General features: G+C 62.9%; 10 protein-coding genes. 2 read left to right on the top strand and 8 right to left on the bottom strand.

Annotated elements, in window-relative coordinates; all coding sequences use genetic code 11:
- Nucleotides 1–26 precede the first annotated feature (26 nt).
- The 4 genes from I2H31_RS17180 to I2H31_RS17195 all read right to left on the bottom strand — a co-directional run bounded on the left by I2H31_RS17180 (nt 27) and on the right by I2H31_RS17195 (nt 9,886).
- A complete protein-coding gene (locus I2H31_RS17180) occupies nt 27–1,382 on the bottom strand; it encodes a TolC family protein (RefSeq protein ID WP_196294280.1) in 1,356 nt (451 codons plus the stop codon).
- 203 nt (nt 1,383–1,585) lie between these two features.
- A complete protein-coding gene (gene pbpC, locus I2H31_RS17185; RefSeq protein WP_196294281.1) occupies nt 1,586–3,943 on the bottom strand; it encodes a penicillin-binding protein 1C in 2,358 nt (785 codons plus the stop codon).
- An 11-nt stretch (nt 3,944–3,954) separates the two neighbouring features.
- Nucleotides 3,955–4,287: a hypothetical protein gene (locus I2H31_RS17190; RefSeq protein WP_196294282.1), complete on the bottom strand. Its 333-nt coding sequence runs from the start codon at nt 4,285–4,287 to the stop codon at nt 3,955–3,957.
- A gap of 103 nt (nt 4,288–4,390) precedes the next feature.
- Complete coding sequence (locus tag I2H31_RS17195) at nt 4,391–9,886, bottom strand: alpha-2-macroglobulin family protein (protein ID WP_196294283.1); 5,496 nt, start codon at nt 9,884–9,886, stop codon at nt 4,391–4,393.
- A gap of 307 nt (nt 9,887–10,193) precedes the next feature.
- Between I2H31_RS17195 and I2H31_RS17200 the strand changes: the two genes are divergently transcribed.
- Nucleotides 10,194–11,057 carry a M28 family peptidase gene (locus tag I2H31_RS17200; protein WP_196294284.1) on the top strand — a complete coding sequence of 288 codons (864 nt, stop codon included), beginning with the start codon at nt 10,194–10,196 and terminating at the stop codon, nt 11,055–11,057.
- Nucleotides 11,058–11,175: 118 nt separating this feature from the next.
- Nucleotides 11,176–13,020 carry a polysaccharide deacetylase family protein gene (locus tag I2H31_RS17205; protein WP_196294285.1) on the top strand — a complete coding sequence of 615 codons (1,845 nt, stop codon included), beginning with the start codon at nt 11,176–11,178 and terminating at the stop codon, nt 13,018–13,020.
- Nucleotides 13,021–13,161: 141 nt separating this feature from the next.
- Here I2H31_RS17205 and I2H31_RS17210 read toward each other — a convergent pair whose 3' ends face one another.
- From I2H31_RS17210 to I2H31_RS17225, 4 genes are all read right to left on the bottom strand, one after another.
- Entirely contained in the window at nt 13,162–13,443 is a 282-nt protein-coding gene (locus I2H31_RS17210; protein WP_196294286.1) for a DUF167 domain-containing protein, read from the bottom strand.
- 16 nt (nt 13,444–13,459) lie between these two features.
- Nucleotides 13,460–14,215, bottom strand: coding sequence for an endonuclease III domain-containing protein (locus I2H31_RS17215; protein WP_196294287.1), 756 nt, complete (start codon nt 14,213–14,215; stop codon nt 13,460–13,462).
- A gap of 83 nt (nt 14,216–14,298) precedes the next feature.
- Nucleotides 14,299–15,246, bottom strand: coding sequence for a hypothetical protein (locus I2H31_RS17220; protein ID WP_196294288.1), 948 nt, complete (start codon nt 15,244–15,246; stop codon nt 14,299–14,301).
- Between the two features lie 153 nt (nt 15,247–15,399).
- Nucleotides 15,400–16,218, bottom strand: an 819-nt coding sequence (locus I2H31_RS17225; protein WP_196294289.1) for a hypothetical protein, incomplete at its 5' end; no start/stop codon positions are given.

Genomic DNA, 16,218 nt, shown 5'->3' on the forward strand with positions numbered 1-16,218 from the left:
TGACGTTCGAAGAACGTTGGAATGCTTTAATAATCGGTCGGCAACGAGCCCAGCGCGCGTTGCAGCTCCACCTTGCTGCCCAGCACCTGAAACAGCGACGTGTAGTAGTTGAGCTGGGCCGTACGGAGCGTGGTTTGGGCTACCAGCAGGTCGATGTAGGCCTTGATGCCTTCGCGGTACTGCAAGTCGACTACCGTGTACACCTGCCGGGCCAGGTCCAGATTTTGCTTTCCTACGAGGTAGTCGTTGAAATTGCTCTTGTAGGTGGCCAGGGCGGTGGCGTATTCGGTGGTAATCTGGTTGCGGGTGCTGTTGATATCTTCGTCGAGGCGGTTGTCCTGCAGGCGGGCGCGGCGCAGGTTCTGGGTGCGCCGGAAGCCCGTGAAAATGGGCAGCGCCGCCTGCAAACCGGCGTAAGAGTTCGGGAAGCGCTGGGCGTAGAGGTTGCCAAACTCGTTGTTCTGGTACACCGCGTTGTAGTTGCCGAACGCGCCGATGGACGGCAGGAAGCCCAGCCGGTAGTAGTCGATGGTGAGCCGCTGCAGCGACTTCTGGGTCAGGAGCTGCTGGTATTCCAGGCGGCTGGCCACGTTCAGGCCGGTGGTGGTGTCGAATACAGCTTCCGTTTCCAGCTTGAGCGTGTCGTACTGCAAGCTCAGCGGGCGCTCGGCTGGCAAGCCCATGAGCTGCTGGAGGAAGGCCGTTTTGGCCTTGATGCTTTCCTGGGCCTGCTTGCGGCCGGCCAGCGAGTTGTTCAGCGAAATCTCGGCCTGCAGGTAGTCGGTTTTGTCCACGATGCCCGCGTCGTAGCGCGCCTTGGCGTCCTGGTAGTTGCGGCGCAGCCGGGTGATGTCCTCGTTGAACACGTCCAACTGGCGCTGCGAAAGCAGCACGTCATAAAACGCCTTGCTCACGTCCGACACCACGTTGATGCGCGTGTTGGCCGTGTTTTGCCGGGCCGCCTGCCGCGAGAAGCGGGCCCCGCGCGAGGCCAGGTTCACCTCGTTGTTGTAAATGACCTGCGTGCCCGCCAGCCCAAGGGTAGAGGTGTTGCGCACCCCAATCTGGCGCGGCTCGTTCAGGCCGGTAGCCGGGTTAGGAAAAAAGGTGGTCGGCAGCTCAAAATAATGCTGCCCCGAAGCCGTGAGGCCCAGCTGCGGCAGCCAGGCCGCCCGCGCAATGCGAATGTCAGCCTCGGTGGTTTCCTCGTCAATGCGGGCCTGCCGCACCACGGGCTGATTCACCAGGGCGTAGTTCAGGCACTGCGAAAGCGTGAGGGTGCTAGCGGGCGGAGGCGGGGCAACGGATTGAGCGAAAGCGTAAAAAGGGAAAAATAGCAGTAGTCGAAACAGCGGTTTTAACGCCAGTTGTGTTTGTTTCATAGATAGATAAACAGAGGCAGCCCATCCCTTACGCAATAGTGCCCGCGCCGTTCGCCCCTTTCGGAAATGCTTAAACCAAGATTCGTTAACACCTTTTAAATGGAAAGGTTTTGATGGGTTAGCAGTGGCGCCTTATTTATCTATCAACAGCTATGTGTTGCCTATCAATAGCCGCATGTTATCTATTAACGGTGGTGTGTGCCTTATAACTCGGCCACCTGCAATTGGATGTCCACGTTGCGGCCGTGGTCGTCGGCGCAGGAAATCTTCACGGTGCCACTTGGCGGCCGGAAAAACACCCGCTCCGTGGCCGCCGCGGCCCGCAGAAACCGGTCGTTCACGTACCAAAACACCTGGCGCACCTCGCTGCCCGCCGCGCAGCTGAGCAGCATCTGCTGCTTGTCTTTGCGGTCGAGCACGTACTCGGCGTGGGCCAGGGGCGAGGTGATGGCGAGGGCCGTGCCGGCGTTGTCCGTCGCGTCGCGCACCAGGCGGCAGGCGGGGTTGTGCGGCGGCAGCCGCGAGGCGGGCAAGCCCTGCGCTTCGCGAAAAGCCAGCACTTCAGGCAAGGGGTTCGGAAACAATTGCCGCTTGAAACCGGCCGCCGGCACGCAGGCCCGGCAATAAGCCACGGCGCCATCGGCCGACACCAGCGCTTCTTTCTGGTGCTCGCAGTGTCGGGCCGACGACGTGCCGGGCAGGTAGTAATCGATGAGTTGGTTGGGGCAATGCTCGCCGGGCACGAGGCCGGTTTCGGCGCACACCAGCCGGAAGTCGAGCGTGGCGGGCGGCGTGGCCCAGTTGTTGGGCGAGTTGTAAGCCAGGGCGTTGAACAGGTCGAAGAGCAGGGGGGAGGCGATGTCGGCCCCCGTCAGGGCCGGGCTGCCCAGGCCGTTGAAGTTGCCCACCCACACGCCGATGGTGTAGTCTTTATTATAGCCAATACTCCAGGCGTCGCGGCGGCCGTAGCTGGTGCCGGTTTTCCAAGCAATTTTGGGCAGGTGGCGGCTGTTTTGGTAGCCCATCGGCAAGTCGGGCCGCGTGCGCTGGGCCAGGATGTCGGTGATGAGGAAGGCGGCGGCGGGAGAAATCAATGCACCATTTTCGGGTGAGGTTTTCGGCGTTTTCGGAGCCGATTTCCATTCCTCATTATTCGTTCTTAACTCTTCATTAAGCGTCAGCGGCGCGTACCGCCCGCCATCGGCCAGCGCCGCGTATAGTCCCGTGAGTTCCTCCAGCGTGGCCCCGCAACCGCCCAAAACCGTGCTCAATCCCAGCCGCGGCGCCGCTTTCGCCACGGTGTTGAAGCCGGCCGCTCGCAGCTTGTCGGTAAACGTGGGCACGCCCACCTCGGCCAGCACGCGCACGGCCGGAATGTTAAGCGAGTAGGTCAGGGCCCGTTCCACGGTTACTTCGCCGGCGCAGCTTTTGTCGAAGTTCTCGGGCCGGAAGCCGCTGAAATTGGTGGGCACGTCGGGCAGCTTCAGCTTCGGCGTCACGATGCCGCGGTCCACGGCCAGGGCGTAGAGGAAAGGCTTGAGCGTGCTGCCGGGCGAGCGAATGGCCCGCACGCCATCCACTTGACCCGCGCTGGCGGCATCCGCAAAATCGGCCGAGCCCACGTAGGCTTCCACGGCGCGGGTGCAGTTGTTCACCAGCAGCACGGCGGCCTGCGAAATGCCCAATTCGCGCAGGCGGCGCACGTAGTTGCGGGTCAGGTCCTCGGCCTTGGCCTGGGGGCTGCGGCGCAGGGTGGAGCGGATGATGGGCTGCGTGGGAAACTGCGTCACCAGGCGCCGCGCTAGGTGCGGGGCCAGCGTGGGCGCCGCGTGGCGCTGCACATCGAGCGGCTCGGCCAGGGCATCGGCAATGTCCTGGTCCGGAAACAAGTGCTGCTCCTGAAACTGCCGCAGCCAGCGGTTGCGCTCGGCCAGAATCCGGTCGTTGTTTTTGCCCAGCACCAGCACCCGCGGCTGGTTCGGGATGATGGCCAGCGTCACGGTTTGGGCCAGCGAAAGGTAGTCGGGCGGCTGCTGGAAGTAGAGCAGCGCGGCCGATTTCACGCCCTCGATGTTGCCGCCGTAGGGCACCAGGTTCAAGTAGAGCTGCAGGATTTCGGCCTTGCTGTAATGGGCCTCCAGTTGCATGGCGCGCAGCATTTCCAGCAGCTTATTGCCGAAGGTGCGCTCCTTGGGCTCCAGCAGCCGGGCCACCTGCATGGTGATGGTGCTGGCGCCGGTGGTGCGGCCTTTTCGGAAAATATTACGCCCGGCCGCCTGCAGAATGGCCACTGGGTTCACCCCAAAATGGTAGCGGAAATACCGGTCTTCTTTGTTGATAATGGCCTGCTGCAAAGCGGGCGTGATTTCCGCCAGCTCGGTTTTCATCCGCCATTTCTGCGTGGGGTTCAGGAAGGCATGGAGCACGCTGCCATCGGCCGCCAGCACGATGGGCGAGTAGCGCGGCGCGGGCGGTAGCGGAAACAGGCGGTCGAGGGCAAAAAGCAGCAGTAGCCCACAGGCTATGCCAGTTATGCCCCGTACCCATTTTCGCTTGCTCATCCCGAAAGTTACTATTGGGCTGCTTTTTCCCGGAAGCGACGGCGGCGCAGGGTATCGAAACGCTGCTCCAACGCATCATCGGCGATGAACATGGCCGGATTGAGGTCGGCATCGCGCAGGGAATCAAGCAGCGTTTTAGCGGCGGCGTACTGGCGTTGGTTTAGGAGGTTATCGGCCCGGCCGAGCAGCTGCTGGCCCCGGGCTTCGGCGGCCGGGCTGTCGGCTTCCCGCAGCACGTGGCCTCGGCCATCAGTGCGGAAATAAAAGAAATAAGCCATCCATAGGACCATGCCGAAGAACATGACCAACAGGATGATAAGCAGGCGTCGGTTGAAAACGAACATAGACAGTTGCCGGAAATAGAATTCGCGTACGCTTGTGGTCGGTGACTGGCCATAGTCGTCGCTTCGCTCAGACCATAGCCAGCGCAGCGTGCGCCATCAATTATTATTTCACGTGCACCACCCCGGCCCCGTTGTAGCTGTGGTACTCCGCGTTGTACATCGCATCCGCATTTACCGGCCCCAGCTTAAACGTGCCTTTGCTCACGGCGCGGCAGAGGTAGTAGAAGTGCTGCGGTGTGCCCGTGGCCGTGGCAAACATGTTAATCCGGTCGTCGCGCACGTCCAGGTAATCGGGCGTGCTGGTGTCCTTGGCCCAACTCAATTCGCGCAGGGCGCCGATGCGCGGGTTCTCGATTTCCAGGCCGGCGGGAAGCAGGTCGGTGATGGCCACGTTCTTGATGACGCCGGCCGCTTCGCCGGCTTCGAGGGTGATTTTTACCACCACTAGGTCATTCTGGCGGAAACTTGGCGCACCGAGCGGGGCGCCGTCGCGGGTGAGGAACTGGCGGCGCACTTTCAGGTAAGAATCTTCCTCCTTTACCTGGCCGCTGGCCGAGATGCCTTCGGTTTCCCAGAAGTAGTAGAGGCTGCCCTTGCCTGCGCTGCGAATGCTCACGTTGCGGTTGGCTACGTTGGTTATCGTGAGGTCTTTGCCAGTGAAATTCCCTGCTGGTTTGCCGTCAATGAACAGATTGGCGGTGGCGGTGCTGCGGGCATTCTGGCGGGCTATTTTGCCGAGGGCCAGCAGGGCGAAGGACGTTTCCTGGGTGTTGAGCCAGTAGGCCGCTTTCATCTGGCGGCTGAGCTGGCGGGCAATGCCGGGGATTTGCGGGTTGTTGGGGTCGGTGCTGACGAGGGCGTTGAGGATGAGGCCCAGGTCGCGGATGGGGGAGTAGAACGAGCCGTCGAGGGCACGCTTGGCGGCCCTTTCGCTGCCGAACTTGGTGGGCAGTAGCTCGCGGAAGGCACGCTGGTTGCCGAGCAGGCTTTGGGTGCAGGCCAGCAGGAACTTGGCGTCTTCGGTGAGCAGGGGGCGGTTGGCGCGGTAGTAGCTCATGGCCACGGGGTCTTGGCGGCCGGCCAGGGCGAGGACGTAGAGCGAGTAGGCAATTTCCTTGCTGGCGATGGTGCGCTCGCGGGCAATGTTGCTGACGTCGAAGTACTGGTAGGGCTCGGTTTCGCGCTTTTTGAGGCGGAATTCCAGGTATTTCAGCACCTTGTCGAGCACGGATTTATTCACCGCGAAGCCGGCCTGCTGGGCTTCCTGCAGGAAATGGGCGGCGTAGGCGGTGGCCCACCAGTTGTCGTAGTCGCCGCCCGGCCAATAGCTCAGGCTGCCGTTGTAGAGCTGCATGCTCTCAATCTTGCGGATGGCTTCCTGTACGTGGTAATTCGGGTTGTAGCGCTGGGACTTGGCCGCGGCGCCGGTTTTCTGCTGCAGCGTGGACGCCAAATCGGCGTAGTAGAGCTGCGGGAAAGCGGCCGACACGGTTTGCTCCAGGCAACCGTAGGGGTATTGCAGCAGGTAGCGCAAGTCCTTGCTGAACTCCGTGAGCGGCGAGCGGCTCACCACCAGCCGGCTGGTGAGCGAGGCAGGCATGAAATCGGTTTTCAGGTTGAGCGGGAGCGTGGCCCCGCCGGCCAGCACGCCACTGCCGGTGCGCTTTTCAAGCGAGGCGGCGGGGCGGACGGGGAGGTCAATAACCTCCGTGAATTTTTCGCCCATTGCCGTTACGGAAGTTGTTAGGCGGCTTTCGCCAATACCAGCCGGAGCCAGTACCTGGAACATCACGCGGCGCTCAGCATTTGGCGGCAGCGTGATGTTTTGCGAAGCAACACCCAGCAGCCGAAGCTGACCGGAAACAGCCACGCCAGCGGTACCCGTCGTGTTTTTGCTGGTCGTATTCGTCAGCGTCACCGGCACGTCAATCGTGTCGCCCGGGCTCATAAACCGGGGCAGCGCCGTGGAAATCACCACCGGGTCGGCCACCTTCATCGTGAACTCGGCCGAGCCGAAGGCATCGTCCTTATACCCCACGGCCATGATGCGGAGCGCCCCGCTGAACTGCGGCACGCGCACCCGGTAGCGCACTTTGCCGTCGCCGTCGGCGGTGAGCACGCCGCTCCAGTTGGCCACCAGTTTCACGCGGCGGTTGGGCACGGGGTTGGTGCGGCGGCGCAGGTCGGCGGCGTCGCCTCCGCTGCTGCTGGTGCCGAGTTCGGGCAGCAGGAAGGGGTACACGTCGAAGGCCGATACTTCCAGGGCCCGTTTCTGGTAGAAGTAGGCGTGCGGGTCGGGCGTCTGGTAGTTTTTGAGCTGCAGAATGCCTTCGTCCACCACGGCCAGCGTGACCTGGGCGCGGGGCGCAGTGGTTACTTCCACCGTTTGCCAGGTCTGCGAGCGGCTTGCTGCCGGCGCGGCAATGGCCACCGGGAGGCGCGAATCGGTTCTTTCCACGGTCAGGGGCAGGAAGCCGCGGGCCACGGTGAGGGGCAGGCGGTCGCGGCCGTCGTGGGCGCGCACGGCCGTGGCGGTGATGTACACGTTGGGCACGTGGTCGGCCTTGATGGGCACTTTCACCTCGGCCGCCTTGCCGTCGGTGCTCACGTAGAAATGGTCGAGCACGTTGGCCCGCTCCACCGTCACGAGAATGCGGCCGGCAAAGGGCGCTTTCAGCAGCAGCTTGGCGGTTTCGCCGGGTGCGTACTTGGGCTTATCGGCCTCGATGGTGACGGCGCCCTCGTTGTTCACCTCGAAGGAATTGGCCTGGGTGTCGCCGTAGCCGTAGGCGTAAAATTGCTGCGTGACGTAGCTGGTGGCGCCCGGTCGGCTCACGCGCACCTCGTATTCGCCCGAGTAAATGGGGGTGAAGCTGAAGCTGGTTTCGGCCCCCACGGTGCGGGTTTGGCTCAGAATGGTTTGCTCGCGCTGCTGCGAATTATACACGTAGCGGCCCCCCTGGCGCTCCAGCACGGTTTCCCAGAGCTTGCGTACCACCTTCACTTCGGCCTGGGCCGTGGTGGGCTTGCCGGCCGGCGTGAGGGCCAGCAGCTTCACCGTGAGGGCGTGCCGTGTGCCGATGAGGTCGGGCAGGTTCTGGATGCCGAACATGGTGGCCTGGGTCTGCACGTCGAAGGTGGCGAGGCGGTTCACGGGCCGTCCGGTTTCGTCGAACACCGTGGTGAAGGCCACGCCTTCCAGCGTGCCGAGGTCGCGTAGCTCGGGCACGGTGTAGGTGGCGGTGCCGCGGCCGGCGGCGTCGGTGGCGCCTTCGCGCACGGTTTTCTCGAAGCGCGAAGTGAGGGCGCTTTCGCTGCTTTCTTCGCCGTCTTCGCTCAGGGTGCGGCGCTTTTCGCCGCTGTTGATGGTGAAGTTGTAGTCGGGGTATTTCGGGGCCGAGAAGTACTTCTGCTTCAGCGAAAACTCGACCTCAAACTTGCGGTCGGCCGCCGGCGGGCCAAAGAGGTTCACGGCCGTGATATTGGCCGTTACGTCCTGGCCCGGCCGCAGCACGGCGGGGGCGGCCGTCACGGTCACCTTCATGCGGTCCGGAATGAATTCTTCCACGCTGATTTGGCGCGAGGTCAGTAGCACGTCGTTGCCGGTCAGCACCTCCAGCGTGTAGAGGCCCGTCATCACCGAAGGCGGCAAAATAAAGCTGCTCTCGAAGCTGCCCGCCGCGCTCAGCTTCTGCCGCAGGCTGCTGTATTCCTTGCCGCTGGGCAGCAGCAGGCGGATTTTCACGGGCAGGCCGGTGGGCGGAGTCTTCCAGTCCTCGGTGCGCACCACGGTGTTGGTGCGCACCGTGTCGCCGGGCCGGTACAGGTCCCGGTCGCCGTACAAAAACGCCTGGTAATGCGCCGCGTTCGACGTCAGCCCGCCCACTTCGTAGCGCGAGGTTTCAACCCGGCTTTTGGTCAAATCCAGAAACGAAAAGTCGGCGTCTTTCACTGCCGTAATCATGCCCAGCTGGAAGCGTTTCATACTGGCCGCCGAGTCGAACTGCGCCACGCCGGCCTTGTCTGTGGTAGTCGTGCCAATCACCTGATTGTTCGAACTCACCAGGTTCACCGTCACGCCGCTGAGCGGTTCAGCTGTGCGAATGGAATTGGCGAAAACCACCGTGCCGCCCGTCGCGCCCTGCTTCACAATCAGGCCAATATCCGTCACGGCTACCAGCTTGCTCACTTGCAGCCATTGCCGCTCGGTGTCCTGCACCCGAATGACGTACAGGCCCTTCATCGCGCCCTGGAATTCCAGCGCCTTGAGGTCCAGATTGAGCAGGCGCAGTCCCCCTTCCTTGGGCAGCCCATCCACCGAAATGGTGCGCTCCGAAATCACGTTGCCGATGTTTTCGGTGTCGTAATACCGGAAGCTGCGGTCGATGTAGTTGCCTTCCTCGTCGGTGTTCGATTCGCGGGGCTCGTCCTCGTCGTATTCGGGGTAGCCGTACTCTTTTTCGGCGCGCAGCAGTTGCTGGATGTTATTGGCGTACACCTTGGCGATGGTCACCTTCACCTTCTGCACCTGGTTGATGCGCAAGCCCAGGTTGCGGGCGCCCAGCGCATCGAGGTACATGGCCTTGTCGCCGGTCGAAAAATCCAGGCTCGGCCGCTCATCGCCGAACGAAACCGACTGGCTGTATTTGTCATTCAGCACGCCGCCCAGCACGCCGCGCGTGCCCTGCGCCAGGGTTATCTGGTAGGATTTGCCCACCTCAAACCCGCCCTTTAGCGCGAAGCCGCTTTCCAGGGCTTCGACCGAAAAGGCAACTTTGGGCGATACCGTCAGGTTGGGCTCGATGGCGGACGCAGCCACGGGCTGGGTGGTGAGCACCGTCACCACGGCTTGGCCGTTGAGGAGCGAGCCGGTGAGCTCGCGCACTTCCAGCGTTTGCTGGTCGGGCACGTCGGCCTGGGCCGTGAGGGTGGCCGTGGTGGCAATGGTGCCGCCGGCCGGTTTCAGGCCGGGCGCAATGTCAATTTGCAGCGGCGAGCCCGTCCGCACTTCCTGCTTGAAGGTGACGCCCAGCGCGACATCCGGCTCAGCCGAGCTGATTTCCACCGCCACGGGCTTGCCGTCCTGGGTCACGCGCAGGCGGGGCCGCAGGTCGGCGGGCCGCACCGGGTAGTTGAACACGAGGTTGGCGGCCAGCTCGGCCGTGCCCGCGGCCCGCTTCGAGGCGCCGTAGAACACTTGCGGGTCGGCCATTTTCAAGTACGGCGTGTGGAAGGCCCGCCGGTTCAGCCCTAGCTCCTGCTTGCCGCTGGGCATATTTTCCGACCGCAGCGCGGCCTTGAACACGGTGCTGGGCCGAAACGGGCTCAGCGGCGAAAACGTGAGCTCGTTGGCGCTGGTCCACTTGAAGCGGCCCCGCACGGCCGGCGAAAACTGCACAAACTGCGTGGTGTCCCACTGGTTGATTTTGGCGGCGTCGACTACCTCCTTGTCGAAGGTGAAGGTGACGTTGGCGTAGGGGTCGATTTCGTCGCCGTCGGTTTGTTCCTGGGCGGCCTGCTCCTGGGCCGATTTTTTGGAGCACGACGAAGCAGCCAGCAGCAAGAGCAGCAGTGGCAAAAAGCGGTAACGGGCCAGCATGGGAGTGGGGAAGGGGGTAAATCCGGCCGGAAGGTAGCAACAAGCCGGGAGTTTGCCACAACGCAAAAGCGGCGCGGTAATTATAAATTTAAATATCTACAAAAGTCATGCTGAGCGCAGCCGAAGCATCTCGCGTGAGTTACTAAATCAATCGATTGGATTACTGCCCCACGCAAGATGCTTCGCTACATTCAGCATGACGTTCAGGTATCATTTCGTGCTTGCTGCTCCTGTTTTATTAAGCCCGGCCAACCTACCGGCTCCACCCCAAGCCGTATAGCCGCCAAGCATCCAATTCCCACGTTCTATGCCCGCCGACCAAGTCCGCCTCCACTCCGACGTGCAGTTTCTCACCGGCTTGCAGCCCGCCCGCAACTGCCACAACCTGCAATCCCTCAACCAAGCCGCCGACTATATCAAAGGCTGCTTCGAGAAGCTGAGCGGCCACGTTTCGGAGCAGGCTTTTACGGCCGATGGCCGGCGCTACCGCAACATCATCACCTCCTTCGGCCCGGCGGAGGCGGCGCGCATCGTCATCGGCGCGCACTACGACGTGTGCGGCGACCAGCCCGGCGCCGACGATAACGCCAGTGCCGTGGCCGGCCTGCTCGAAACTGCCCGTCTGGTGCATCAAAATCAGCCCCCGCTCAAGTACCGCCTCGATTTTGTGGCTTACCCCAACGAGGAGCCGCCCTACTTCGCCACCGATTACATGGGCAGCGCCGTGCACGCCAAAAGCCTGCACGCGGCCAACGTGCAAGTGCGCGCCATGCTTTGCTACGAAATGATTGGCTACTTCAGCGACCAGCCCAACTCGCAAAGCTTCCCCAACGAAGCCTTGGCCAAACTTTACCCCAGCACCGGCAATTTCATTGTGGTAGTGGGTAAAACCGGCCAGGAAAAATTTACCCAACAAGTGCAAAGCCTGATGCAGCCCCACGCCGGCCGGCTCGACGTACAGCGCATCAACCTGCCCGAAAGCATGGGCCTGGCCGGCCTCTCCGACCACCGCAACTACTGGCGCCACGGCTACGACGCTGTCATGATTAACGACACATCTTTCCTTCGCAACCCGAATTATCACCAGAAAACCGATACCATCGACACGTTGGACTTCCCACGCATGGCGCAAGTGGTGAACGGCGTGTACGGGGCGCTGCTGGGGCTGTAAGAAATAAAGAACGTCCTGCCGAGCGCAGCGAAGCATCTTTACCGCAATACTAAATAATTAGTGACTGCGGTAAAGATGCTTCGCTGCGCTCGGCAGGACGGTTGAATACCTTTGCGCCATGCGCATCCTCCACGTTCTTTCGGCTGAGTTTTTTGCGGGCTCCGTGGCGTATGCCGTGCAGCTGGCCGAAGCCCACCGCGCCCAGGGCCACCAGGTCTGGCTGGTGTCGGATGCCGCGGAGCTGCCCACCGGCGCCACGCTGGTGCCGGCGCCCATCAGCAACCGGCGCTACGGGCAGCGCCTGCGCAACGCCCGGCTCATCCGCCGCCTCATTCGGGCCGAAGACATCCACGTGGTGCACGCCCACTCGCGGGCGGCCAGCTGGGTAAGCTACGCGGCCTTGCGCGGCCTGAAAGTGCCCCTGGTGAGCACCGTGCACGGCCGCCAGCACCTGCACGCCTCCACCTCGCTGTTCGACATCTACGGCGATAAAGTCATTGCCATCTGCGGCAACCTGCGCACGCACCTGGTGACCGAAGTGAAGATGGAAGCTGCCAAAATCGTGGAAATTCCCAACGGCGTGGGGTTTGGCAATGAGGAATTATCAGACGGTACTTCCTCATCGAGCGAGCCGCCCAGGCTCGCGTTCATTGGGCGCTTCAACGGCGGCAAGGGCGAGCGGGCCGCGGCCCTGCTGCATCAGGTGTTTCCGGTGCTGATGCGCGAGTTTGCGGACTTGCGCGTGGCGCTCATCGGCGGCGAGCTGGAGCACTTGCCCGAAGCCGGGAAATCGGCGCTGGAACAACTGCAGGCCAAATTTGGCGAGCGGGTGGAAGTAGTAGGCTTTACCACCGATGTGCCCGGTTGGCTGGCGCGCACCACGCTGGTCATTGGCGCGGGGCGGGTGGCCATTGAGGCGCTGGGGGCCGGCCGGGCGGTGCTGGCCCTGGGCGAGGCAAGCTACGACGGGCTGGTGACCGAGGCCACCTTTGGCACGGCCGCGGCTTCCAATTTTGGCGATATCTCAGCGGCGCAAGCCCCGGCGACAGTGGACTTTGCGGCGGTACTGGCCGAGGCGCGGGCCTACCTGCAAGCGCCCCAGCCGGTGACGGCGGCGCTTCGGCAGCAAGTGCAGGCGCATTACGACCTCGCGGCCGTGGCTGCCCGGGTACTGGAAACCTATCAGACGGCCCGCATGCGCAAAGCGGTGCCGGGCTTCATCCCGGTACTCATGTACCACAAAATCCCAGACGCGCCCCTGGCCACCAAGCACCAGATTTACGTCACCAAAGACAATTTTGCCAAGCATCTGGCCTATTTCAGGTCCCGCAAGCTCACACCCATCACCTTCGCCGACTACCTGCGCTACGCCAGCGGCGAGCGGCCGCTCACGGAGTTTCCGCCCCGCCCCATCATCCTCACCTTCGACGACGGCTACCTCGACAACTACACCAACCTGCTGCCCCTGATGCAGCAATACGGCTACCGCGGCGTGCTCTACCTGCTTGGCGATTTTGAGGTGCGCTACAACCAGTGGGACCTCGCCGCCGACCCCACCGAACCCCGCGCCGACATCATGGACCCGGCGCAAAAACAGGCTTTCGTGGCTGCCGGCTGGGAAATCGGGGCGCACACCATGAGCCACCCGCGCCTCAGCACCCTGCCGCTGCCCGAAGCCACGCGGGAGATTGCGCGCAGCAAAACGGCCCTCGAAAAAGCCCTGCAAACCGAAATCGTGAGCTTTGCCTACCCCTACGGCGACCTCAGCGAGCCCGTGAAGCAGGCCGTGCGTGCCGCTGGCTTTGCCCTCGGCGTGGCCACCGACACGGGCGGGCTGCACTTGGAAGATGACCGGATGCAGGTGTTCCGCATCAACATGTTTCCGAATGAGACAGCCAGCAGCCTGTTCAAAAAAACCTCCGGCTGGTACCGGAAATACTACCGCTGGAAGCGTGGGAAATAACGGCGGCCGTAAAACAGAAATAAGAACGTCATGCAGCGCGCAGCGAAGCATCTTGCCCGCTTCGTTGGGTAGCCGTATTTACTTCCGAGGTAAAGATGCTTCGCTGCGCGCTGCATGACGTTCATTTCAGGCTGAGTTCAATCAAACCGGGCTTGCTGCCCGAAACCGCGCCAGCACCGCTTGCAGCTGCTCTTCAGTCACATCGGCCAATTCTACTTTCTTGAACGGCGAAGTGTGGCCTGCCAGCAGCACGACGCGGCTTTTGGCGATGCCGAAGGTGGCGGCCAGGTAGGCCAGCAGCGCCGCGTTGGCTTTGCCTTCCTGCGCGGGCGCGTTCAGGCGCACCGTGGCCGTGCCGTCGGGGCCAATGGCGAGTTGGTTGATTCGGCTACCGGGCTTGGCTTTGAGGTGGAGGATGGCCATGCGGCCGCAAAACTACTCAGGCCGGGCGACCCAGGCGCGCCTGCCCAAACGGGCACTGGTCCAGCACCACGCAGCGCCCGCAGGCCGGCCCACTGAAATAGCAGCACTTCTGCCCGTGAAACATGAGCGCTTCGTGGTGGTCGTACACCTGCTGGGCGTCCCAGCCCGGCGGCAGCAGAGCCTCCAGCAGCTTGTGGGCCGGCCCTTCGCCCACCTTCGGCCCGATGAGGCCCAGGCGCTGGGCCACGCGGTGGTGGTGGCTGTCGACGGGCATGGCCGGGATGCGCAACGAGCTGAATAGGAGGGTGGCCGCGCTGGTTTTGGGCCCCACGCCGCTGATGCTTTCCAGCCAGGCCCGCGCTTCGGGAATGGGCATCTTGGCCAGGAAATCCAGCGAGCAGGGCGCATCGGAGCCGCAGCGCTGGCTGATTTCGCGCAGCACGGCCTGGATGCGGGGCGCCTTCTGCTCGGGCCAGGTACAGGCGCGCAGGGCGTGCTGCACGGCTTCGGTGGGCGCGTCGCGCACGGCCTCCCAGGTCGGAAACGTGGCCCGCAGCTCCTGGTAGGCGCGGTGCGAGTCGGCGTTTTTGGTGCGGTGCGAAAGCAGGGCGCTGATGAGCTCGCTCAGCGGGTCTTTGGTGCTGAAAAAGGGGAAGGGCGCCCCGTATTCGGCGCACAGCCGCGCGTGCACCAGCAGGGCCTTGGCTTGAAGGGCGGTGAAGTCGGCAGCCTGAACTTCGGCGGTGGCGGTAGGAGCGGCGGCATTTTTCATCCCTGGCCTACGCGGTGTGCGCGGGCGGCGTTACGCTACGCTTGGACAGGAGTAAAAAATTTGTCAGCACGAGCAGTCATTCGTTACCTCATCGAATTATACAGGGCAATGACTTGGCGCTGGTTACTGGCGTTCTTGCTTTGGAGCACGACGGGGATAATGAGTATCGGAATGGCCGCGTAAACCAGTGGCGAAGTTTGGGCAACGCCGAGACGCAATGACTGGAAGAGGCCAACCACGAGCAGCCCGCCGCCCACTACGTAGCTACCCAGCACAATGCGCTGGTTCCGGCGCGACTGCAGGAGCAATTTCTGAGCTTCGGCATTATCCAGGGTGGCGGCTATCAGATTGTTGGTGGTTATCTTCTGCACGAGGCCATTATTCTTGGAAAAGTACTCCGTTTTTACGTCAGAATAGCCGCTGTAGGAGTAGCTGCTAAGCCCTTCGTAACTGGTTTCAGAAGTCCAGAAGCTATAGCCTACATCATCGAAACTGCTCGCCCCCGAGCCGAAACGCGAATGAGACATGGAATAAAGGCTGAGGCGTCCCGTTTTTTCGCGGCGCAGCACGGCTTCCCGCGAGGAGTTGGGCAGGATAGTGCGCACGTAATGGCCAGTTTCATCCTCATAGAACCCGACTTCTGAAAGCTCAAACTTCTGCCCTCCGTCCAGCAGCAGGTAAGAGTGGCCGAAACGTGAATTCTCCTTTTTCACATGGGTGGCCGAGTAAAGCATCCCGTTTTTCAGGCCTACCCGGAGGTAGGGCGTGGCGGTATTGGTGCCTGGCAGCTGGCCAGCTGGCGTGGGCGCGTATACAGGCGCAGGAATGGGCGTCGCCGTGACCGCGCGGCGGGTAGAGTCAGGTGGGGCAACGGGAGTGGTCACCGGCAGGGCGGAGGTCGGGCGGGGCCAGGCAGGCTCGGGCATGGCCGGCGGCGCGCCCAGTTGAACGGGAACGTCGTCTTGGGCCTGCACCCGATGGCCACTTAGCATGACCAATAATGCGACTGGGAATAGAACGAGAATTCTCATGTAGTAAGTCCAGCAGAAAAGGAAAGCCTACAGGCCGAGCAAGGTACCCCTGTCCCACTATGATAATATCGGGCCTCGCGTAACCATTTGTGTCCGCTGGCGCGTGCCTCCGACATGCGCCAGCCGTTCTCGTTCCTCATTAAGCCGCAGGCGTTATCGCCCCGCGTTATACAGCGAAATGGCCTGGCGCTGGTTGTTGGCCTGCTTGCTTTGCAGCACAATGGGCACGATGAGCACCGGAATGGACGCGTAGACCAGCGGCGAAATGGCGCGCCCGCCTCCGGTGCCCTGCACCGACTGCACCAGGCCGTAGAGCAGCAGGCCGCCGCCCACTACGTAGGCGCCCACGGTGGCGCGCTGGTAGCGCTGGGCATCGGCCAGCAGCTGCTGGGCGCCGGCGTTGTCGGTGGTGGCCAGCGCCAGGTTGCGGGTGTTCAGGTTCTGGATGGGGCCGTTGTCTTTCGAGAAGTACTCGGTTTTCACGGTGCGGTAGCCGCCGTAGGGGTAGCCGCCAAAACCGCCGTAGCCGTAGCCCCCGTAGCCGTAGCCGGGGTAGCCAAAGCCGCCCGGCCCCGAGCTATACTGCGTGGTGGTGATGGAGTAGAGGCTGATGCGGCCGGTTTTTTCGCGCCGCAGGGTGCTCTCGCGCGACGAGCCCGGCAGGGTGGTGCGCACGTAATGCCCGGTTTCGTCTTCGTAAAAGCCCACCTCGGCCAGCTCAAACTTGCGCTGCCCATCGAGCAGCAAGTACGAGCGGCCAAACAGCGGGCTCTTGGTTTCCACGTCGTTGGCGCTGTACACCAAGCCGTTTTTCAGGCCCACCTGGAAGCGGGGCGGGCGCGCGTTGTTGCCCGGCAGCTGGCCGGCCGGGGTGGGCGCATACACCGGCGCGGGCAGGGGCGCGGGCAGCGGGGCCGTCACGGCGGCCCGGCGCGTGGTGTCGGGCGGGGCCACGGGCACGCTGTCCAGCTC

The organism is Hymenobacter ruricola (assembly GCF_015694525.1).
Classification (GTDB): domain Bacteria; phylum Bacteroidota; class Bacteroidia; order Cytophagales; family Hymenobacteraceae; genus Hymenobacter; species Hymenobacter ruricola.

Bases quoted from the DNA above. Each gene is read 5' to 3' on its own strand.
- I2H31_RS17210 (WP_196294286.1), bottom strand. From the start codon at position 13,443: ATGGCCATCCTCCACCTCAAAGCCAAGCCCGGTAGCCGAATCAACCAA.
- I2H31_RS17180 (WP_196294280.1), bottom strand. From the start codon at position 1,382: ATGAAACAAACACAACTGGCGTTAAAACCGCTGTTTCGACTACTGCTA.
- pbpC (WP_196294281.1), bottom strand. From the start codon at position 3,943: ATGAGCAAGCGAAAATGGGTACGGGGCATAACTGGCATAGCCTGTGGG.
- I2H31_RS17220 (WP_196294288.1), bottom strand. From the start codon at position 15,246: ATGAGAATTCTCGTTCTATTCCCAGTCGCATTATTGGTCATGCTAAGT.
- I2H31_RS17200 (WP_196294284.1), top strand. From the start codon at position 10,194: ATGCCCGCCGACCAAGTCCGCCTCCACTCCGACGTGCAGTTTCTCACC.
- I2H31_RS17205 (WP_196294285.1), top strand. From the start codon at position 11,176: ATGCGCATCCTCCACGTTCTTTCGGCTGAGTTTTTTGCGGGCTCCGTG.
- I2H31_RS17195 (WP_196294283.1), bottom strand. From the start codon at position 9,886: ATGCTGGCCCGTTACCGCTTTTTGCCACTGCTGCTCTTGCTGCTGGCT.
- I2H31_RS17190 (WP_196294282.1), bottom strand. From the start codon at position 4,287: ATGTTCGTTTTCAACCGACGCCTGCTTATCATCCTGTTGGTCATGTTC.
- I2H31_RS17215 (WP_196294287.1), bottom strand. From the start codon at position 14,215: ATGAAAAATGCCGCCGCTCCTACCGCCACCGCCGAAGTTCAGGCTGCC.